At 59.2% G+C, this 18,442-nt stretch carries 19 protein-coding genes and 2 pseudogenes; 13 read left to right on the top strand and 8 right to left on the bottom strand.

The window, feature by feature from the left end:
* Positions 1 to 10 precede the first annotated feature (10 nt).
* The 3 genes from C934_RS0104545 (at position 11) to C934_RS0104535 (ending at position 2,233) form a co-directional block, all read left to right on the top strand.
* Positions 11 to 1,177, top strand: a complete 1,167-nt coding sequence (locus C934_RS0104545) for a YcaO-like family protein (protein WP_083929817.1) — start codon at positions 11 to 13, stop codon at positions 1,175 to 1,177.
* Complete coding sequence (locus tag C934_RS0104540) at positions 1,174 to 1,881, top strand: TfuA-like protein (protein WP_026371553.1); 708 nt, start codon at positions 1,174 to 1,176, stop codon at positions 1,879 to 1,881. Before C934_RS0104545 ends, C934_RS0104540 begins: the two co-directional genes overlap by 4 nt.
* 100 nt (positions 1,882 to 1,981) lie before the next feature.
* On the top strand, positions 1,982 to 2,233 hold the full coding sequence (locus C934_RS0104535; protein ID WP_018855514.1) for a hypothetical protein: 252 nt from the start codon (positions 1,982 to 1,984) through the stop codon (positions 2,231 to 2,233).
* Between the two features lie 48 nt (positions 2,234 to 2,281).
* Here the strand turns inward: C934_RS0104535 and C934_RS0104530 are convergent, their stop codons facing one another.
* A complete protein-coding gene (locus tag C934_RS0104530) occupies positions 2,282 to 2,728 on the bottom strand; it encodes a GNAT family N-acetyltransferase (protein WP_018855513.1) in 447 nt (148 codons plus the stop codon).
* Between the two features lie 280 nt (positions 2,729 to 3,008).
* Between C934_RS0104530 and C934_RS35025 the strand changes: the two genes are divergently transcribed.
* The 3 genes from C934_RS35025 (at position 3,009) to C934_RS0104515 (ending at position 4,669) form a co-directional block, all read left to right on the top strand.
* Positions 3,009 to 3,155: a hypothetical protein gene (locus C934_RS35025; protein ID WP_198011797.1), complete on the top strand. Its 147-nt coding sequence runs from the start codon at positions 3,009 to 3,011 to the stop codon at positions 3,153 to 3,155.
* Between the two features lie 228 nt (positions 3,156 to 3,383).
* On the top strand, positions 3,384 to 3,851 hold the full coding sequence (locus C934_RS0104520; RefSeq protein WP_018855511.1) for an Lrp/AsnC family transcriptional regulator: 468 nt from the start codon (positions 3,384 to 3,386) through the stop codon (positions 3,849 to 3,851).
* Between the two features lie 326 nt (positions 3,852 to 4,177).
* Positions 4,178 to 4,669: a hypothetical protein gene (locus C934_RS0104515; RefSeq protein ID WP_018855510.1), complete on the top strand. Its 492-nt coding sequence runs from the start codon at positions 4,178 to 4,180 to the stop codon at positions 4,667 to 4,669.
* Here C934_RS0104515 and C934_RS0104510 read toward each other — a convergent pair.
* A complete protein-coding gene (locus C934_RS0104510) occupies positions 4,663 to 5,316 on the bottom strand; it encodes a LuxR C-terminal-related transcriptional regulator (protein WP_018855509.1) in 654 nt (217 codons plus the stop codon). The two genes, C934_RS0104515 and C934_RS0104510, sit on opposite strands and share 7 nt — an antisense overlap.
* Positions 5,313 to 6,638 (bottom strand): ATP-binding protein, encoded by a 1,326-nt coding sequence (locus C934_RS0104505; RefSeq protein WP_018855508.1) that lies wholly within the window; start codon positions 6,636 to 6,638, stop codon positions 5,313 to 5,315. The genes C934_RS0104510 and C934_RS0104505 overlap by 4 nt, the downstream gene beginning before the upstream one ends.
* A gap of 407 nt (positions 6,639 to 7,045) precedes the next feature.
* Between C934_RS0104505 and C934_RS0104500 the strand changes: the two genes are divergently transcribed.
* From C934_RS0104500 to C934_RS33465, 5 genes and pseudogenes are all read left to right on the top strand, one after another.
* Positions 7,046 to 7,849, top strand: a complete 804-nt coding sequence (locus C934_RS0104500; protein ID WP_018855507.1) for a hypothetical protein — start codon at positions 7,046 to 7,048, stop codon at positions 7,847 to 7,849.
* A 531-nt stretch (positions 7,850 to 8,380) separates the two neighbouring features.
* Positions 8,381 to 9,559, top strand: a complete 1,179-nt coding sequence (gene repA, locus C934_RS0104495) for a plasmid partitioning protein RepA (RefSeq protein ID WP_018855506.1) — start codon at positions 8,381 to 8,383, stop codon at positions 9,557 to 9,559.
* Complete coding sequence (gene repB, locus C934_RS0104490) at positions 9,556 to 10,554, top strand: plasmid partitioning protein RepB (RefSeq protein WP_018855505.1); 999 nt, start codon at positions 9,556 to 9,558, stop codon at positions 10,552 to 10,554. The genes repA and repB overlap by 4 nt, the downstream gene beginning before the upstream one ends.
* Before the next feature lie 151 nt (positions 10,555 to 10,705).
* Positions 10,706 to 11,995, top strand: coding sequence for a plasmid replication protein RepC (gene repC / locus C934_RS0104485; protein ID WP_026371550.1), 1,290 nt, complete (start codon positions 10,706 to 10,708; stop codon positions 11,993 to 11,995).
* A 92-nt stretch (positions 11,996 to 12,087) separates the two neighbouring features.
* Positions 12,088 to 12,569 (top strand): annotated as a pseudogene (locus C934_RS33465) (hypothetical protein); the annotation flags it as partial.
* 29 nt (positions 12,570 to 12,598) lie between these two features.
* Here the strand turns inward: C934_RS33465 and C934_RS0104475 are convergent.
* The 3 genes and pseudogenes from C934_RS0104475 to C934_RS33460 all read right to left on the bottom strand — a co-directional run.
* Complete coding sequence (locus tag C934_RS0104475) at positions 12,599 to 13,846, bottom strand: type II toxin-antitoxin system HipA family toxin (protein WP_018855502.1); 1,248 nt, start codon at positions 13,844 to 13,846, stop codon at positions 12,599 to 12,601.
* A complete protein-coding gene (locus C934_RS0104470; protein ID WP_026371549.1) occupies positions 13,839 to 14,174 on the bottom strand; it encodes a helix-turn-helix domain-containing protein in 336 nt (111 codons plus the stop codon). Before C934_RS0104470 ends, C934_RS0104475 begins: the two co-directional genes overlap by 8 nt.
* A gap of 137 nt (positions 14,175 to 14,311) precedes the next feature.
* Positions 14,312 to 14,533: pseudogene (locus C934_RS33460) on the bottom strand (non-homologous end-joining DNA ligase); the annotation flags it as partial.
* Positions 14,534 to 15,045: 512 nt separating this feature from the next.
* Between C934_RS33460 and hmpA the strand changes: the two are divergent.
* Entirely contained in the window at positions 15,046 to 16,257 is a 1,212-nt protein-coding gene (gene hmpA, locus C934_RS0104465) for an NO-inducible flavohemoprotein (RefSeq protein ID WP_018855500.1), read from the top strand.
* Positions 16,258 to 16,361: 104 nt separating this feature from the next.
* Positions 16,362 to 16,829 carry an RrF2 family transcriptional regulator gene (locus C934_RS0104460; protein ID WP_018855499.1) on the top strand — a complete coding sequence of 156 codons (468 nt, stop codon included), beginning with the start codon at positions 16,362 to 16,364 and terminating at the stop codon, positions 16,827 to 16,829.
* Between the two features lie 107 nt (positions 16,830 to 16,936).
* Here the strand turns inward: C934_RS0104460 and recX are convergent, their stop codons facing one another.
* A complete protein-coding gene (gene recX, locus C934_RS0104455; RefSeq protein ID WP_026371548.1) occupies positions 16,937 to 17,494 on the bottom strand; it encodes a recombination regulator RecX in 558 nt (185 codons plus the stop codon).
* The gene (locus C934_RS0104450) at positions 17,491 to 18,405 is read right to left on the bottom strand and encodes a LysR family transcriptional regulator (protein ID WP_018855497.1); all 915 of its coding nucleotides are present in this window, start codon (positions 18,403 to 18,405) and stop codon (positions 17,491 to 17,493) included. Before C934_RS0104450 ends, recX begins: the two co-directional genes overlap by 4 nt.
* Positions 18,406 to 18,442 lie beyond the last annotated feature (37 nt).

Raw genomic sequence — 18,442 nt, 5'->3', positions numbered from 1 at the left:
CAACATCAAGCTGGCCGCCTATTCCGACCGCACGGTTCCAGCCTCTGAGACGCTGGCCCGAACCGCGCCACTACTCGCGAACTTTGGTATAACACGCGTGGCGCGCCACACCGGCTTGGACAACATCGGCATCCCGGTGTGGTGCGCTTATGTCCCCAATGGGCGGTCGATCGCGATCGCCCAAGGCAAGGGTCTGACCGACGACGATGCCAAGGCTTCGGCCGTTATGGAAGCGCTTGAGCGCGTCGTTGCCAACAGGCCGGCCATTGCAACGCTTTGGGCCTCGGCGCACGATCTGCGGGAGGAGGGATTCTCTTTTGACACGCTTGCTTGCCTGATTGGTCGGCATGAGGACGACATTCGCCTCGACGAACAGATTGACTGGGCGCTTGGCAAGGATCTCCTGACCGATCGGGACGTGTATGTTCCGTTTGAGGCGGCACTTCTGGACCGCACCCGCCGCAATCGCTTCTGGATGTCTTCCGATGGTCTTGCCTCCGGCAATACGATGGAAGAGGCCACCCTGCACGGACTCCTTGAGCGTGTCGAACGCGACGCATTTTGCCTCTGGCAGGTTGGCGCCGTTGAGGATCGGCTTTCGCGCTGCATTGATCCGGCAAGCTTCGAAGATCCGTGGCTCGATGTCCTCGTTCGAAAGATTGAGGCCGCCGGTCTTGTCGTTCGCCTGTTCGATATGACAAGCGATCTAGCTGTGCCCTGCTTCACGACCGTCCTCGGGCCCGCGGAGCGACGGGGCAACAATATTCGCTTTGTCGAGGTGACGGGAGGAAGCGGTGCGCATCCCTCCCCTGTCCGCGCGGCCATTCGGGCAATAACAGAAGCCGTTCAGTCGAGGATAACATACATTAGCGGCGCCCGCGACGACCTGTCGCCGGACGAGTTTCAAAGGCCTGTGCCTGCGGAGACCCTGCATGCCCTCGATGCCATCCCAATCGCCTGGAGCGCTGCTGCGCGGTGCGATGACAAACCGCACCTCAACAGGATCCTCGATGCCTTGCGGGAGCGACAGATCGCGCCAGTGATATCGCTCCCACTCAGCGACCCCGCCTTGCCCTTCCATGTCGTCAAAGTCTTCGTTCCAAGCCTCGAAAACCCCGAGGGCGCGCGGGCGCGTCGCTTTGGCGCCCGCGCGATCGCAAAGGCGCTGTTTTCATGAAAGTCATCTTTGTTGGGCCGAGTCTCCCGGACGCCGCGACGCTGGCAGGAGATGGGGTCACCGTATATCCGCCCGCCGTTCAAGGTGATGTGTTGGCCGCAGTGCGGAGAGGCGCGCGAGTGATCGGCATCGTCGATGGCGGTTTCGAATACACCGCGCCTGTCTGGCACAAAGAGATCCTTTTTGCACTCTCACGGCAGGTCCGTGTGTTCGGTGGTGCAAGCATGGGGGCGCTTCGCGCGGCGGAATGTAAAGTCTTCGGAATGGTCGGCGTTGGCCGGATCTACGGCGAATATGCCTCGGGAGCGACGGTGGACGACGCCGATGTAGCGCTGCTGCATGGACCCATGGAACTCGCATATCGGGCGTTGACCGTGCCGCTGGTGAATGTCAGGTCGACACTCGATAGGCTGGAGGGCCGGCAGATGCTGACGCATGATCTTCGCGTGGCGCTCGAAGTGGCTGCGGGCGATTTGTTCTTCAAGGAGCGGACTTGGCGCGCGATTGTGGCAAATGCGGATGTTTCCGCCGATCGGCAAGAGCTCCTGTCGTTGCTGCGATCGAACGAGGTCGATCAGAAACGGGCGGACGCTCTTGCTCTGCTGGACGCTGTCCGAGTGGCGGACGATGACTGCTCGACCCCGGCTGAGTTGGCTTGGCAATTCAACGAGACCTTTGTCCGCTCGGAAGAGCAACAATTTTGAAACTGCCTCCTGCAATGCAACAATAAAGTGTGTCACGGGTTTTTCACGAGCCTTTTGCGCGCAGACTTACTATTCTCCAATGGTTCGAGGGAGAACAGATATGAGTGCAGCATCGGCAAACGGATCGGTGGTATTGGACAGCAGTGAGCGATCTTCTGATGACTTGGATGAGCTCGTCGCACTGGCGCGTATGATCGCCTACGCGAAAAATGCCGCTGGAGATGCCGATCTGGTGGGGGCTATGGACTACCTTGGCATGGCGCTGAATGAGGTTCTGCGTGAAATTGGGGACGGTCCGCATGAGGGCCTGGCGGACGTGATGGCGTCTAAAGCGGCGACATGCCTGAATTGACATGAATTGAGGGGACGGTGGGGATGGGGCCGGCGCGTTGCGTCGGCCCTATTTCAATTTCTTGGAGTAGACGCAGAGCTTTTCGGAGTGTTCATAGTCGTTGCTCTTGTAGTACTCCGCAACGCCCCCAGTGCTGCGCGAGACGAGCCAAACGTGGACATAGCCCATTGTGCGCGCGTCCTCCTCCAATGTGCGCAGGAGGCGGGAGCCGATCCCCGTGCGCTGGAACCGTGGCCTTATCGCTATTTCCGCGACGTGGATCCCGCGTCCCATGACAGAGGTGTGCGGCAGGCCGAAGGCGAAGCCAACGGGTCGTTCGGCATCGAACGCGGCCACCGCCAGGCACATCGGCGTCGTTGTCAGTTCGTCTATGCGTGAGATTGCGTTCTGAAGGCACCACTCCTCATGCCAGGGCGGCCTCGCGTAGGCTTCAACGATGATGTCAGCATTGAGGAGTGCTTCATCCCGGGTCACGCGTCTATAAATTATCGGCATTCATACACTGTCGCCATCACCGCGCACGACACGCTTCATGGCGCCTTCCTGTTCACTCCACCCCAGAGCGTTAAAGCATAGGCCAAACGACCCGTGTTGTGACTTCATCGTGACACGCGTTTTGCGCGAACTCCGGAGCGACCTGCAAGCCAGCGCTTTGTGCCGGGTCCTGCCCGGCAAAGAAAGGGCGCTTCGTGAAAGACTGAGCGCCTTTTTCCTTTTGACATTTGCTGTTGCTCGCCCGAAACAGCGTATGATCTGGCGCGAGGAGAAACCGCAGATGAACGATAATGTCATTCAATTCCGTCGACGAAAGCCGCCCCGGCCACCCCGGCCAGGGCTTCGCAAGCTCGCGATCGCCGCAGCAATTCTTGCGCTGTTCGTTGCCGCATGGGGGTATTTCACCCTGTTCAGCCCGCCGGTCTGACATCGCGTCGCGCTGGTGCCGTTGGCGTTTGACGGTGGCAGCACAAGAGCACGGCCTGATGTGCGGGCCGCATCGTTCGGCAAAACTCTCTCATCCAGGCATTTTATCTGAGACAAGGCGCGCTACTCTTTTAAATCGAGTGGTGCGCAAAACTCGTGCGGGCCGCATAGTTTCGCCCGAAGCGCCTTGTCACGAGAACCGCACATATCGCGGAAGCGAGAGATTCCAATGAAATTGCCCGTAATTGACAATATCGATCGAAAGATCCTCCGATTGCTCCAGAGCGAGGGTGATCTCAGCCACGCCGCGCTCGCCGAGCGGGTCGGGGCATCGAGCGCGTCGTGCTGGCGCCGCATCAGGGCGCTGGAGGCGGCGGGCATGCTGGGGCGGACTGTCAGGCTCGTGAGCCCCGAAGCCGTTGGTCGTGGGCTGACCGTGTTCTGCCAGGTGCGAATGAAGACGCATGATCCGGCTGCAAGAGATGATTTCGAGCGGTTCGCAGAGAGCCATGAGGAAGTGCTTGAATGCTATTCGATGTCCGGTGATTGGGACTATCTGTTGCGCGTAGCCGTCGCCGATGTCCAGGACTACGAGCGTCTCCTCATGCAGGGTATTCTGACGCACCACGCAGTGGCGACATCGTCGTCGCATTTCGCCTTGAAGCGGGTGAAGTACTCCACTTCGGTTCCAGTCTGAGCCGGTCGCTTTTCTCTGGTTACTCCCGCGAGGTCCGTTGTTCCCCAGCCACAAGTTCGGACCTTGGTCCTAGGAGGCCCGGACTAACGTCGGGCGGTGATCAAGGAAAGGTCTGATGTCAACGATTGCGAATTGACGGTCGGGTCGACCCGTGGGCAAATTGGCAAGGGTTGAGCGGCTAGCATTTGCAATGCCGCGTGGTTTATCTGGGCCCCAGCCCAAGATGGCTGACAGCGCCAGCTGGCTGGACCGCGACCAGGAAAACCATGGAATGCAAGGGAATGGTGATGCTCTCACGACGTAGTTTTGTTGTGGCTCTATGCTCAATGTCAATCGGTCTGTCGCTTGCGGCAATGCCGTTCAAGGTCGCGGTTTCGGGCGGTTCGTTCAAGCTCAGTCTTCAGACTGCCGAGGCCGCCAAAGGCGGCAACGGCAATGGAAACAGCGGAGGCAATGGCGGCAACGGAAACGGAAACGGCGGAGGCAACGGAAACGGCGGAGGCAATGGAGGCGGTGGCGGCAACGGGGGTGGAAATGGCGGTGGCAATGGTAATGGGAATGGCGGGGGAAACGGCAACGGCGGAGGGAATGGTAACGGGAACAGCGGCGGCAAGTCCAATGGTAGCGCCACGACCGGAAAAGGCCCGACGGTTGATGGTGATGCGGACAACGCGTCAATGGAGGTTCGCCACCGCGACGGCATGAGCGAATTCATCCGGAACGGCCGTTACATCATGAAAGACGCCCGGGGACGCACGATCGTCAATCGGCGGGCAACCTCAGCAGATGAGGCGCGCCTTGAATCCTTCATTCACTGATTGCCTCGCCCGTCGGTGGCATCGCGCAGCGCTATAGCCGCTTCCGTTCGGTTGGCAACCCCGAGCTTGGCCATGATCTGCGTCATGTGATGTTTGACGGTCTTTTCGTGCAGATCGAGCTGCCTTGCGACGTGCTTGTTGCTCAAGCCGGAAGCGACCAGCTGCAGGACCTGCAGCTCACGGGCGGTCAACGCCTCCAGAGCCGATGGTGTTTTCGGTGCGGGTGAAGAGCGACTGGAAAGTAGACGCGCAGACAGCGCCGGCGCGACATAGCTTTCACCAGCTGCCACGCTGCGGATAATCTCTGCAAGCGCCCTTGAGCCGACCCCCTTCAGCACGTAGCCCTTTGCGCCGCTATTCAATGCCGCCGTGACATCATCGCTGGATTCGGAAACCGTAAGCATGACAATCTTTTGTGATGGTACGGTTGCCAGAATGGGAAGGATCGCGTTCAACCCGCCGCCAGGCATGGAAATGTCCATGAGCAGGACATCGGGCTGGAGGGTTTCGGCGACCCTGATTGCATCGTCCCGCGTGCCTCCTTCCGCGACAATCTGAAATCCATCTATCTCGGACAGGCTCCGGGATACCCCTTCCCTGAACAATGGATGGTCATCTATGACTGCGACACGAATTCCTGCTGTCATGTCTGGGTAATCTCCTCGCTGCTGAGCGACATGCTGACTATGGTGCCTCTAGCGGACGATCGGAGCTGGAAGGTGCCGCCGAGGCTTTCAATCCGCTCTCTTAATCCTGCAAGGCCAAGGCTGGCAGGGCCAACGTCGTCGGGGTCAAAACCGGAGCCACCGTCGGACACCTCGATACAGACGCGGTCACCTTCCATGCGTTGCACGACGCGTTGCTCTTTGCCGCCGCCGTGACGGTAGCCGTTGTTCAAGCCTTCCTGCACAAAGCGGTATACGCAGATCTTGGCCGAAGGCGAAAGATGTTCGGGCGCCTCCGCTACAGACAGTTCAACGCTTGATCCTGTTCGCTGCTCATGCGCGCGCACACTGCGCTCCAGTATCTCCGTTAGGGTTGCGGCCTCGATCTGTGGCAGCACCAGCCCATTGCAGATGGTCCTGATCTCATGCATTGCCTCGTCCAGGCTTTCCTTGATGGCTGCAATTTCACCCTCGCGCCGGGATGCCGGTGTTGAGGGATCGATCAGGGCATTGCTGTCCAGGCGCAACGAGGCGAATGCAACGAGTTGGGCTGGGCCGTCATGGAGATCTGCACCAATACGGCGCAGGTGGCTTTCATTGAGTGCTGTTGCGCGTTGGGACGCACGCTGGACGCGCCGACGCAAGGCCTGGTTCTGGGATAGCAGGGCCGAAAGGTCGTCCACGCGGCGCCTTAGAGCATGCCGCTGATCCTCGATGGTTCGGCTACCTCTCAATGCGATCGCCGACAACACGATAAAGAATGCAAGCGTGAAGGCGGCGACGGCCATCCAGCTATGCAATCGCGCCTCATTGAGGCTGCGCTCGAAATCGTTGGCTATCTCATAGAATTCGGAGACAGCGACGACCTGCCCGGACCATGGCTGCAGGACGGGATTGTAGATTTCGAGCAGGGGTTTGCCACTCGCCCGCTCGACCTGATCCTCAGCATCGTCCAGACGATTGAACTGGGCGACCATCTTGCCGGAAAAGGCCGCCTTGAGGTCGTCGCTCAACTCGAAGCGCTTTCCTTGCATGCTTTTATCGTTTGAATAGAGAACCGTGCCGTCCGCGCGCCAAAGCCGGAAGGAGATCAGGCGGTTTCCAAGCGCCCCCTGCTCCAGCGTCTCGTCGAGGGCGCGCGATACAGTATCGTCGAGCTCTTGGGCCGTCAGCATGTCGGGCAGGAGGGGGGCAATCACACTGTCGACGTAGAGGGCGGTGGATGCCGCCGAATTGCGGGTCACCGCGTCTTCGATCAGACTGCTCACGAATGCGCCGACCAACACCATCGCCACCAGCGACACGGCGCCTCCTGTGAACAGGAACTGCCTGGCCAATGATTGCGAATTCCATCGTTTTATGAGTTCACGGGGCCGCACGAGATGTCTCGGGATCGGCCGCCCAAATTTATGGCGGCACTTCGGTTTGTTTGGATTGTAACCTAGCTCCATCCGGCGGTTGGTCAAACGATATCACCTGGCAGCCCCCAGGTTTCGGACCTTTGGTCTTTTGTGGATAGGACCTTGGTCCTATCTGCTGAAGCAAAGGTCTGACCGCCATGGAGCCGGTGCGTGACGCGGGCTATCGTCGTTGTGATTTGGAACGCGGCGTGTCCGCGTCAGGCCGGAATGCCTGCTTCTTGCCCGCCGCGAGGAGCCAGGCTTTCCGGCCGTACGAACAACGGCAAAGCGGTTTTGAACCGGAGGTTGATATGAGCATTTCCAGCATTCTTGGACGCAGCGTCATTGCGCTGACAATTGCGGTTGTACCCGCCGGTGGCGCCTTTCTGGGGTTGGAGGGTATCGCCTACGCAAAGGGGGGTAACGGGAATGGCAATTCCGGCGGCGGCAACGGCAATGGGGGCGGTAACGGAGGCGGCAACGGGGCCGGCAACGGCAACTCGGGCGGCAACAGGGGCAACGGCGGCGGGGGGAACCACGCGGGCGGCAATTCCGAACACGGGAAGAAATCCGATACCGTTGGCTCACACGGCTCGCATGCAAAGAGTAAGGACGACACCCGGAGAGATCACCCGACGTTGAAGTCGTTCTTCGCACACGAGAAGAAGGCGGCAACGACGACCAGGACCAGATCCGCCACAACGACAAGAACGAAGGCTGCCAAATCGGAGTTTGCCGGGCTGAACTCGCTGAACAGGAACTACCACGCCTACTTGCATTCCAACGATCCGCGAATGGCGGCGGTTTCGGCCTATGTGATGGCCTATGCAGAATTCGAGGCCGAGAATGGGCCGGATGCCATCCCTACGGACCCTGCTCTTAGCGACGAAGCGCTTCGCGAAGCACTCTCGAGCTTTACCAAGGGCGGCGAAGTGAGTGACGGGGCTCTCGAGCGAGCAAAGGACATCTTGGGCGTAGGGCCCACCGTTGGCAAGATCGATCAGGTTCGTGACACTCTTCCAGTGGAGGACCCTGCGCCGGAGCCCGTCGAAAGCGCGCCTGTGGAGGATGAGGCGCCGCCACCGCCGGTGACGGTCATCGTCGAACAGCCCTGACGCTTTCAAAACTTGGCCACCGCACGGACACAACGCGCCGTGCGGTGGCCCAAAAATGCAGCTTGTACCAGCCACGGGCTCCGCAACCACTACTTAGGTCGAGCCAGGGATGGCTCGGAGGGGCAGCGCCGCCGCTCTTCGCCGCCTGTTCCAAGGCGCATCGGTGCCTTCTGAACCTTCACCTTCTTGATCCGGGGTTGCTTCTGTCGCGCTGAAGGCGTGTCTCTCAGGGCAGTCCCTTTCGCCGTTTGTGAACAACTACAGGCGGAACCGTTCCTTTTCACCTTCTCATGTAACTCGACGGCGGCCGGCCGCGGCACGGCTGGGTGAACCTCGTCCTCCTATGTGCGGCCTCCGTGAGCCGACCACATAAGGGAGCCAGTGACGGGTTTGCCGAATCTCGCGAATCGAGCTAGTTCTGTAACTACGCAAAAAGAGCGAATTATCGCTGTAGAGCGAAACAATTATTGAATTAACTGTTCATCAACCGTATCGGCGCTTAGGCTATTGGAACGAACTGAGGAAAGAATCGTGAATCGCCACTTAAGCAGCCTCGACTTCATGCAGAGCTTTTCCACCAAATTGGAGCTCGCCCTGCAAAATCTTTCGATGGCACAGTATCCACCGGATGCGCGCCGCGAGATGCGGAAATTTTCCTCGTCGGAAGTCGCAGCGCTCCTGGATGTCTCGGAAGCCTATATCAGGCAGATCGTTCTGAAGGACAAGGGTCCCTCGCCCGAGACGACGTCAAACGGCCGCCGCATGTACACGCTCGAGCAGATCCTCGAGCTGCGACTGATGCTGGCCGGAAAGGGTCGCAAGAAGTGGATGAACCCGCGCCGTGTCGATGGTGAGGAATGCCAGATCATCGCGGTCACCAATTTCAAGGGCGGCTCCAGCAAGACATCCACGACCATTCATCTAGGTCACTACCTGGCGCTCAAGGGCTACCGGGTGTTGGCGGTCGATCTCGACCCGCAGGCGTCGCTTACAAGCCTGCACGGAGCGCTTCCGGATTTCGACCCGCGCGAGGACGAAACGCTCTATGCGGCCATTCGCTTCTCGGATCCCAAACCGACGAAATCGCTGGTCCACACCACGCATATTGCCGGCTTCGATGTGATCTGCGCCGGGCTCGACCTGACAGAGTTTGAAACGGCTGTCGCTCTCGAGATGCGCAAGAATGGCGGCACGAGCTTCCTTCTGCGGGTATCTCAGGCCCTCGAGCAGGTGGCGGATGACTATGACGTAATCCTGATGGATTCCGCGCCTTCCCTGAACTTCCTTACACTGTCGTCGCTGACCGCTGCAACCGGCGTCATCATACCGGTCCCGGCACACATGCTGGACGTCGATTCGACGGGGAAATTCCTCGAGCTTGCCTCGTCCTACATGCAGATATTGAGCGAGATGGGGAGTTCGGCCCAGTGGGACTTTGCGAAGTTCCTCGTGACGAAATTCGAAGCCAACGATCACCCGCAGGCCAACATGACTGCGTTGATGCGACAGGTCTTTGGCGAAGACCTGCTGTTGAACATGGTCACGAAGTCGACGGCTGTTGCTGATGCATTGACGTGGAAGCAGAGCCTCTATGAGGTGCAGCGTTCGCGCTTCTCGGCACCGAAAACCTATGACCGCGCAATGGAATCGATCAACGCGGCCAATGCCGAGATCGAGAAGTTGCTTTGGGCAGCATGGGGGCGCGAATGAGCCGCAAGGATTCGCGTGGCATGTTTGCCAATGTGCTCGGTCAGCTTGAGCAACCGAGCGCAGCGCCGGCCGCCAAGCCGACAACATCTCCACACCTCCTCAAGGTAGCCGCAGGCGTCAGGCAGATACAGGAAAAGGGCGAGGTTCTCGACAGGCTCCTCAAGGACGGCGACCATATTGTCGAGGTCGACCCCGATGACGTTGCTCCCTCCTCGATTCCCGACCGCTTCGATGGCGCCTATGACGATGCGGCCATTGATGAGATTGCGACGTCCATCAGGGAGCGTGGGCAGATTGTCCCTGGCTTGATCAGGCCGCACAAAGGTGATGGGCTGCCATACCAGATCGTGTTCGGAAGACGGCGTTTGGCTGCCGCCAAGATGCTTGGACTGAAGTTCCGCGCTATTGTCCGCGAACTCAGCGACGAAGAGGCAATCGTCTTCCAAGGTGAAGAAAACGCCAACAGGAATGACCTTTCCTTTATCGAGAAGTGTGCATTCGCACTGTCACAGGAGCAGGCGGGATATCGGCGCGACGTAATCTGCGCGTCGCTGGCGACAGGAAAGTCGCACGTGTCGGAGATGCTGCGGATTGCAACGGCTATCCCCCGGGATGTTCTGTTGGCGATCGGGTCGTCGCCGGAGATCGGCCGTCGTAGATGGATCGAGTTTTCGGATGCCTTTGCCAAGCGCCAGGACGGGGTGGTGCGCGTCAAGCAATCACTGAGCGAGGACAAGCTCGTCGCCGGGAAAGATCGCTTCGCCGTCGCATTAGGTGCGCTGAAGGCTGAGCAAGCGCCGACTGCCGCGCGGCCTTCCGTCACCGAAATACGTGCAAATGGCTTTCTTCTGGCGACCGTAAGCTACGCGAAGACCGGCCCGAAGATGAGCTTCACCAAGGCTGTTCCGGATAGTTTCGTAGACTTTTTGAACGATCGTATGGAGGCGCTTCACAGCGAATTCGTGCAGTCAATACAACGCAAAAGCAAAGGATAACGCCGCAAAAGAAAAAAGCTCCCGAACGTTGCCGTAACGGAAGCCCTTCTCATAGGTTAGCAGCTAGAGAATCGCATTTCCGGGAATCCCTGTCAAGTGTGGGCACCAATCTGGTGAGTGGATTTCTTTTGCCTTCAACAAGGTGAAGGTGATGGAAACAGGAAGTGTGACGACGCCCTTTGGGCAGCGTCCGATGACGCTTGGCATGCTCGCGAGCCAGAAGGCAGCAAGCGAGCTTCAAGCTGATCAATCGGTCGACAAGTGGAAAATCTACAGGTCCCTGTGTGCAGCCAAGCCCTTGCTTGGAGTGACGGATCGCGCGCTTGCCGTCCTCAATGCACTGCTCAGCTTCTATCCGAAGAACGTCCTGTCGGAGGAAAACGGCCTGGTGGTCTTTCCGTCAAACGAACAGCTTTCGCTGCGCTCACACGGCATGGCGGAGCAGACGATCCGCCGCCACCTGGCGGTCCTGGTCGAAGCGGGGTTGATCATCCGCAAGGATAGCCCAAATGGCAAACGCTATGCCCGCAGGGCGAAGGAGGGTGAGGTCGCAGAGGCATTCGGCTTTTCATTGGCGCCGCTGATCGTGCGTGCCGAGGAGATCGAACGCCTCGCATCGGAAGTGGCGGCCGAGCGGCTACATATGCAGCGACTGCGTGAGCAACTCAGCCTTTGCCGCCGCGATGTGGCCAAGCTCATTGAGACCGCGATGGAGGAGCAGCTGGCAGGAGATTGGGAAACCGCGTTCGCCTATTTCAGGGAGCTGGTAGGCTCCATACCACGTACGGCGACGGCCGAGCAGCTTTCAACTGCACTCGAAACGATGGAAACGCTGAGAGACGACATCACTAGCAGACTGGAAACATTACTAAAAGCAAAGAAAACGAGCGGCAATCACGATCAAAATGAGCGTCACTTACATAATTCAAACCCCGACTCTACCTTTGATCTTGAACCAGCTTTCGAAACGAAGCAGGGAGCAAACTCGGAATTCATGATTGAGCCGAAAACCGTGGCGTCGACGCGGAAACAGAAAAGTGACGCTGGACGCATAGCTAGGGTTCAGAGCCAGGCGGCCAACGATCGCCCGGACCTGAAATCCTTCCCCCTCGGGCTGGTCCTCCAGGCTTGCCCCGACATGGTGAGCTACGGCCCGGGTGGTTCGATTGCAAATTGGCGAGACTTGATGGCGGCTGCGGTCGTTGTGCGGGGAATGCTCGGTGTAAGCGAGTCGGCCTACGAGGAGGCTGCTGCCACGATGGGACCGGAGAACGCCGCCACGGTCATGGCGTGCATCCTCGAACGTGGCGGGCATATCAACTCCGCGGGTGGTTATCTGCGAGACCTGACCCGTCGCGCCGAACGAGGTGAATTCTCGATCGGTCCGATGTTGATGTCGCTGGTGCGAGCACGCGGCGGCGGAACACGGCGGGCGGGATAGCACGTTCATGCAAGCCTGACATTGTTTCGCAGGGGCGAGCTGTTTCGGAAAGGGAAGCGGGTGGCGGGGGTAGAAATCCGTTCGAGGCAGCGGATTGGGCCCGTCTCAACGATTTTGGCCTCTCCCTCGAAGAAGCCAAGGAGATCCAGCGGCGCCTACAACAGGAACTGGCGCAGTTTCAGACGGATCAAGCCGGCCAGCGCGATCGGAAGTGCCAAGACTGTAACCGCCGTCGGTCGGTGCATGATAGTAGGTACCGTACGATCCATTCGCTCTTTGGCTCTTGCCAAGTGCGTGTGCCGCGGTGGTGCCGCTGTACATGGGAAGCGTCGAGACCCTGTTGAATGGCCGAGCTACCCCCGAGTTGGAGCGCATCCAAGCCGAACTGGGGTCCCGGTTGTCATTTCGAGAAGCAGCCCGTGTACTTGATATCTTTGTGCCGGCCATGCGGCCTCATAATCATCGAACCGTGAGCAACCGGCCGGCTAAGGTTGCCGATCAGATCGAAAAGTGGGATGTCGCAGGCCCCTATCGTATCAGTCGCGCCGGCAAGTCTCCCGTTTCCGTTTTCATAAAAGAGCATGTGACAACAATCGCAACGCGTCATAACGCCAGCGCTCGCGTGAGGTCGTCGTGTTCGAAGGCACTGGCCATGCGGTTGATCTCGGCCGACCGGGCACCAACGGCTATGGCTGTCTCGCGCCATGTTGAAGTCACGGCCGCGACGTCTTTGATGATTACACGTGCCTGCGCCAGCGTGAGCGCGAAATATTCGGAAGCCTGTTCGAGAAGATCAAGGGAGCAGGTGCCCTCGTCGAGGTCAATGTTCGTAGTCAGCACCCGCGCTTTAAGATCCGTAGGCACCGGATTGAGATCATAGGCGGGCGAGAGCGACCATCCGGCGTTGCCAAGCCAGAGGAAGCCGTGGTTACGCAGATGATCGTCGACATTGGAAATCAGCACATTGAAGACGACCCGCCGATAGAGCGCGTGAGTGTCCCTCTTTCCCTGGGAGCCATGCCGGGCCAGGGCGTCGACAATTTCGGGGTAACTGCTACGGTCGCCGTCCTTGGCGCCCATCATCGCCATTGCGGACAGGAATGGGATGCGGATCACGCCATCGCGATCGAAGCGTCGCGATAGCATCACTGACTTGCCGGCCACTTTGACAAGTTCGTGTCGTGGAGTGGCAATGCGGGCTTGGCCGGCCAGCCGCAGCGCAATCTCCTCCCAGGTTTCCATGCTGTACTCGTCCGTCTCCTTCGGAAACTTGGCGATGGAGAGATGGCCGTGTTGGTCGATGACCGACGCCTTCGGCCGCGCACCTCCGAGGGAGGAGCCGGGCGCGAAGATGAGTTGAAGGTCTTCGTCCGTTTCCTCGTCCCGCAGAATCCGCTCGGTGATCTGAAGCAGGCGGCCAAGCTCTATTAGGGCCGGCACGCCGGCTCTGACAGGCGCCTGGAAGATATCCTCACCGACCCAGCGAAACCGCAGCGCGCCGAGCCGCGTCTCATCTGCGACCCCGAGCAGGTAGTCGCTTTCCGCGAGCGTGCGCACGGCGCGGCCCTCGCGATCGGCAAAGCGACGCTCGGCGCGCTGCATGAGGCGGCGGCCCCACGTATCTGGCGCGGAGTCGCCGATCGAGCCGAAGGTTGCTAGTCCGGCAGGAGGAGCGAAGGCGCCGCGCGTCAATGCAAGTGCTGGCTCCAGCGAGAAGCGGTGCGGATCCTCAAGCCATGTATCTTCGTACTCGAAAAGAATAGTTTCCGCGCCGCGGACGCGATTGCTCCTCGCCGATCCGATCGGGCGCGTGCGACCATGCAGATCGATGTGCACCTCGAAGTCAGCCATCGTGGGGCGATCGGGTTGGCCGCCTAAGATGAACGTGCTTGGGCAGATCGGCACTGGCCAATGCCTGTCCGACACTGTCGTTGCTGATGTCGGCGATTTGCCCCAGACCTTCGAGCAGACCGAGGGCCTGAAGGACGCCAGCATAGATGCCGATGCTGACATTGGTGTCGCCGGCTTCGACCCTTTGCAGGGTTGAGCGGGATGTGAAAGCACGCTGCGCCACGACCGCCATAGGCAGTTTGCGACGGCGGCGGGCGTCGTGGATATCCGCGCCGAGCTTCCGCAGGGCGCGGCGCACGGCCGCTGGAGGGTTATGGGGAGTAGGCATTTGAAACCTTCGCGCTACAGATTAGCGGGATATGTAGCACGAAGATTACAATATTTCTAGCCGTGATTGGAATCTGCTGTGGCGTTTCCCGGCAGTGGAAACTACCTAGGTGAGGTTGGTGGACGTCTCACCCTAATTTACAAACTGCCTGCAAGTTGATCGCCGACCACATAAACCGCTGCATTATCCGACACCTCGCGTAGCCCCTTGTAGGACGCGTGTCTCAGCTTGCCGTCATGCGTCCTGGCGCGATACTCGATCTCGGCAATTAGCGTCGGCTGGACCCATAGGAGGTTCTTTCGACGCCCGTCCTATTTCACCGGCGGCGTCTTGCGCTTTATGCGATCGAGCGCCTTACGGCGTGATCAAATTGGCATGGTTCGCGATCGTCCTTCATCCGCAGACTGCCGCGCATCGAATGTGCGAAGACCTGGGCGGTGTCGACGGCAAGTGCCCTTGAGAGGAAAAGGGCGACATGCGGTGCAAATCGCGAGGTTCTGCTTGAGGCGAGCAGAGGAACGCGTCCCTGTCAGGCGAGATTGGGAGGAGATACGGGCACTCGTCTGGATCCGGAAAAAATTGAGCAACCGCTTCATGGGCGAGGCAGTTGCCACCCGGCCCTGCCCGTGGTCTCGGGCATTCGTTGGGGCGGAAGTGGCAAGTTCCTTTGTCCTCTGGATGACCGAGCCGTGTCGTCATCGGTCCGCGCTCCCCGTTTCGGCCCATGGCACTGCATGAGGCGGGCCTCGGCGGGGTCCGAGCTTTGCAGCGCGACTGCGACCGAACGGCACAGGCGGATAAACATATATTGCCAATATATCTTAGGATGGTTACCTCACCTTTGTCGACGGAACAAATTTTGGAGACCATGATGACGCAAACATTGACCGAGGCCACGAAGGCAATTGTCCGCGCAACAGCGCCTGCCCTCGCAAGTCACGGGACCGAAATCACGGCGGCCATGTATAAGCGGCTGTTTGAGAATGCCGAGGTCCGCAACCTGTTCAACCAGTCGAACCAGGGAGAAGGCGGGCGGCAGACGAAGGCGTTGGCGCAGGCGATCCTCGCTTACGCCCAGAACATTGACAACCTCACCGTACTCACCTCCGCTGTTGAACGGATCGCCCAAAAACACGTCGGCCTGCACATCCGGCCCGAGCATTATCCCCATGTCGCGACGGCCCTCCTGAATGCGATCAAGGATGTCCTCGGCGAGGCGGCGACGGATGAAATCCTCAATGGATGGGGCGAGGCCTTCTGGTTTCTGGCCAATATTCTGATCGAACGTGAAGGACAGATTTATAATAGTCTTCAAGCGTCCGAAGGCGGCTGGAATGGATGGAGGCAGTTTGCCGTCGTGTCAAAGCGCCGGGAGAGCGACATCATCACATCGTTCGTGCTGCGACCGGTTGATGGCGGGGCGGTGATCAGTCATCGGCCTGGTCAGTATCTGACATTTCGGTTCGATATTCCGGGTCTTCCTCCGCAGCATCGAAACTACAGCATTTCTTCTGCGCCCAATGCCGAGAGCTACCGCATCTCGGTCAAGCGAGAGACGCATGGGCTGGTATCAAGGTTCCTTCATGATCAGGTTGAGGAAGGCGCGGTCATCGAGGTTGCCCCTCCTACGGGAGATTTCCATTTGCCGACCGGGCAGGAAAGGCCCGTCGTGTTGCTGAGCGGCGGTGTCGGTCTGACGCCGATGGTGAGCATGCTGGAGACCATTGCAAACGATGGACGCGAGGTTCCCGTTCATTACGTCCATGGTGCCGAGAACGGTCGTGTCCATGCGATGGGATCGCATGTCCGCGATATTGCCAAGGACCGGGAGCATCTCAAGACGACAATTTTCTACGGAAGCCCGCATGCGCAGGATCAGAGGGGCGTTCACTTCGACCACGATGGCCTCATCACGGTTGAATGGCTGGCAAAGAACACGCCGATCGCAGAGGCCGACTTCTATCTCTGCGGCCCGCGGCCCTTTCTCGCCGTCTTTGTGAACGGGCTCGCAAAGGCCGGTGTCCCGCAGGATCGTATTCACTACGAGTTCTTCGGTCCGGCCGACGAACTCGCTGCTGCATAGGTTTTCGGAAATGCAAGGCGACCGGCGACGGCCGCCTTGCTATTTGATATACGTTGCCGATATCTTTTATGCGATTGCGCCGATTTTTCCGGGAGGATCTGGTGATGCGTTTGACCGTTTACTCCGACTACGCGTTGCGGCTCATGATGTATCTTGCGCTCAAGGGAGAGCGGCTGTCGACGATTGCGGAAATCGCCGAAGCTTATGATATTTCAAAGGCGCATCTGATGAAGATCACCCACGAACTCGGGCAAAAGGGCCTGATCGACACTGTACGAGGTCGTCACGGCGGCATGCGGCTCGCACGTGCCGTCGAACAGATCGGCGTCGGTGAGATCGTGCGGGCCTGCGAACCCGACTTTGCGATTGTGCCGTGCATGGAAAATGGTACCGAGATTGTCTGTGTCGTGCAGCCTGCGTGCGTATTGAAGAGGGCGCTCGCTTCGGCGGCTGCGGCATTTCTCGATGTGCTCGACGGCTACACGCTCGCCGACTTGACCCGGCCAGCCGTACCATTGCGCCGCCTGCTCGCGCTGCCGGAGGCGGAAGCCCACGCAGGGCACCCGGGATGACAACAGGATCGCAAGGACCGTTTGCTCGGCAGAAGCACACCGGATGATATCGCCATCGTCGGACAGGACGGCATCGCCATGGCGGCGCAATGTTTCAGAGATGAAATTTAAGCCTGGCGAGATCGCGTGATCACCAGATCTTCGGCTTCTTCTTGGCTCATATTGAGCACCGTCCTGCCCGTTTCGTAGCTGAAGCCATTGCGCCCGAAGGCCGCCATTTCCTTTGCGTTGCGCTCCCGATCGACGTCGCCACGACGAAACGGTCCGAAGCCACGCTTGCGCGCAAAATGCACGGCTGCGAGCAGTTCATCCGCCTCATCAAGTGCGGCAGTAATGACCTCTTGATTGACGCCCTTTTGTGTAAGGGTCTGAGCGATGCGCCGTTTCGACCGGCCACAGCGAACACCAGATCGCGTGCTGATCTCGGCATAGCTGATATCGTTCAGGCCGCCATTGTCATAGGCGAAGGTCACGGCCGATTCTGCAACCGCTCTGAGCTGCATTTCGGTGATGTTTTCGAATTTGTGCTTCGCCTTCCGGATGATGGCATCGTACAGCTGTCTTTCGGTCATCATTCGCCGCTCGAGCCGATAGATGGTGGAGTTTCGGGCCCAACTCAGCATCCGTGCACTGGGAACGTCCGATGGTGCTTCATCATTGCTCACGATTCAGTCGCACCCCTGGTGCTTACCTGTGAAAGAAGCCAGGTCGTGAACGCCACGCCGAGGGCATGTTCGCGCTTACCGTCTGGCATCACGACATAATAGCTGTTTTCCGTCGCCATCGGCCGGTCAAAGACGATTTGCAGCTTTCCAGCACTCAACTCTTGTTCGATGAGATAGAGCGGTAGAAGCGCGAACCCCATCGCCATCGTAGCTGCCTCGATGATCATCGAAAACTGGTCGAACCGATTGCCGCGATAGGAAGGATCTGCGTCGACGTCGCAAAATTCGAACCATTGGCGCCAGAGTCGGGGGCGTGTAGCCAGATGCAGCAGGGGCCTGCGCATGAGGTCAGCCGGGGTTGCAACCGGATCCGCTTGTAAAAGGGTTGGGCTGGCAACGGGAACGATCTTCTCGTCGCAAAGGAAGGTGCAGGTCGCCCCTGCCCAGATTGGCTGGCCGTAATGGATGGCGAGATCGACGTTTTCCTGCTCGAAATCGAAAGGCTCGGTGCGCGATGCTATGTCAACGAGGGAGCCGGGATGGGCAGCCAGGAAATTCGGCAGCCGAGGCGTCAGCCAACGACTGCCGAACGTCGGCAAGGTCGCAATCGAAAGCGTCGCAGTCGCATCGGCGCCCGATGCCGCACGGATCATCATCTCTTCTGTCTGATGGAGGAGCCGCCTTGCCTCAGGCAGCAGCCTCCGTCCGGCTTCCGACAGGATTGCCCGCTGGCGGACGCGTTCAAACAGAAGGACCCCCAACTGGGTTTCCAGGTCCTTGATCTGGCGGCTGATGGCGCTTTGCGTCAGATGAAGTTCAAGAGCGGCGCGCGTGAAATTGCCGTGTCGGGCGGCAGATTCAAAAGACTGCAGCGTTGTCAGGTCGGGCGTCAGCTTTCGGGGCAATGTCATTCCAAAACCGCATCATCTAAGCTTGATTTATTGTTAT

Origin of the sequence: Rhizobium sp. 42MFCr.1 (assembly GCF_000377185.1) — a bacterium.
Classification (GTDB): Bacteria; Pseudomonadota; Alphaproteobacteria; order Rhizobiales; family Rhizobiaceae; genus Rhizobium; species Rhizobium altiplani.
This window is presented reverse-complemented; position numbering and strand designations above follow the sequence as displayed.

Excerpts from the sequence above, each read along its gene's own strand:
- C934_RS0104530 (WP_018855513.1), bottom strand. The coding sequence starts at position 2,728 with ATGCCGATAATTTATAGACGCGTGACCCGGGATGAAGCACTCCTCAAT.
- C934_RS0104520 (WP_018855511.1), top strand. The coding sequence starts at position 3,384 with ATGAAATTGCCCGTAATTGACAATATCGATCGAAAGATCCTCCGATTG.
- C934_RS0104510 (WP_018855509.1), bottom strand. The coding sequence starts at position 5,316 with ATGACAGCAGGAATTCGTGTCGCAGTCATAGATGACCATCCATTGTTC.
- C934_RS0104540 (WP_026371553.1), top strand. The coding sequence starts at position 1,174 with ATGAAAGTCATCTTTGTTGGGCCGAGTCTCCCGGACGCCGCGACGCTG.
- C934_RS0104450 (WP_018855497.1), bottom strand. The coding sequence starts at position 18,405 with ATGACATTGCCCCGAAAGCTGACGCCCGACCTGACAACGCTGCAGTCT.
- C934_RS0104500 (WP_018855507.1), top strand. The coding sequence starts at position 7,046 with ATGAGCATTTCCAGCATTCTTGGACGCAGCGTCATTGCGCTGACAATT.
- repB (WP_018855505.1), top strand. The coding sequence starts at position 9,556 with ATGAGCCGCAAGGATTCGCGTGGCATGTTTGCCAATGTGCTCGGTCAG.
- C934_RS0104460 (WP_018855499.1), top strand. The coding sequence starts at position 16,362 with ATGCGTTTGACCGTTTACTCCGACTACGCGTTGCGGCTCATGATGTAT.
- C934_RS35025 (WP_198011797.1), top strand. The coding sequence starts at position 3,009 with ATGAACGATAATGTCATTCAATTCCGTCGACGAAAGCCGCCCCGGCCA.
- C934_RS0104470 (WP_026371549.1), bottom strand. The coding sequence starts at position 14,174 with ATGCCTACTCCCCATAACCCTCCAGCGGCCGTGCGCCGCGCCCTGCGG.
- hmpA (WP_018855500.1), top strand. The coding sequence starts at position 15,046 with ATGACGCAAACATTGACCGAGGCCACGAAGGCAATTGTCCGCGCAACA.
- C934_RS0104475 (WP_018855502.1), bottom strand. The coding sequence starts at position 13,846 with ATGGCTGACTTCGAGGTGCACATCGATCTGCATGGTCGCACGCGCCCG.
- repC (WP_026371550.1), top strand. The coding sequence starts at position 10,706 with ATGGAAACAGGAAGTGTGACGACGCCCTTTGGGCAGCGTCCGATGACG.
- C934_RS0104515 (WP_018855510.1), top strand. The coding sequence starts at position 4,178 with ATGTCAATCGGTCTGTCGCTTGCGGCAATGCCGTTCAAGGTCGCGGTT.
- C934_RS0104535 (WP_018855514.1), top strand. The coding sequence starts at position 1,982 with ATGAGTGCAGCATCGGCAAACGGATCGGTGGTATTGGACAGCAGTGAG.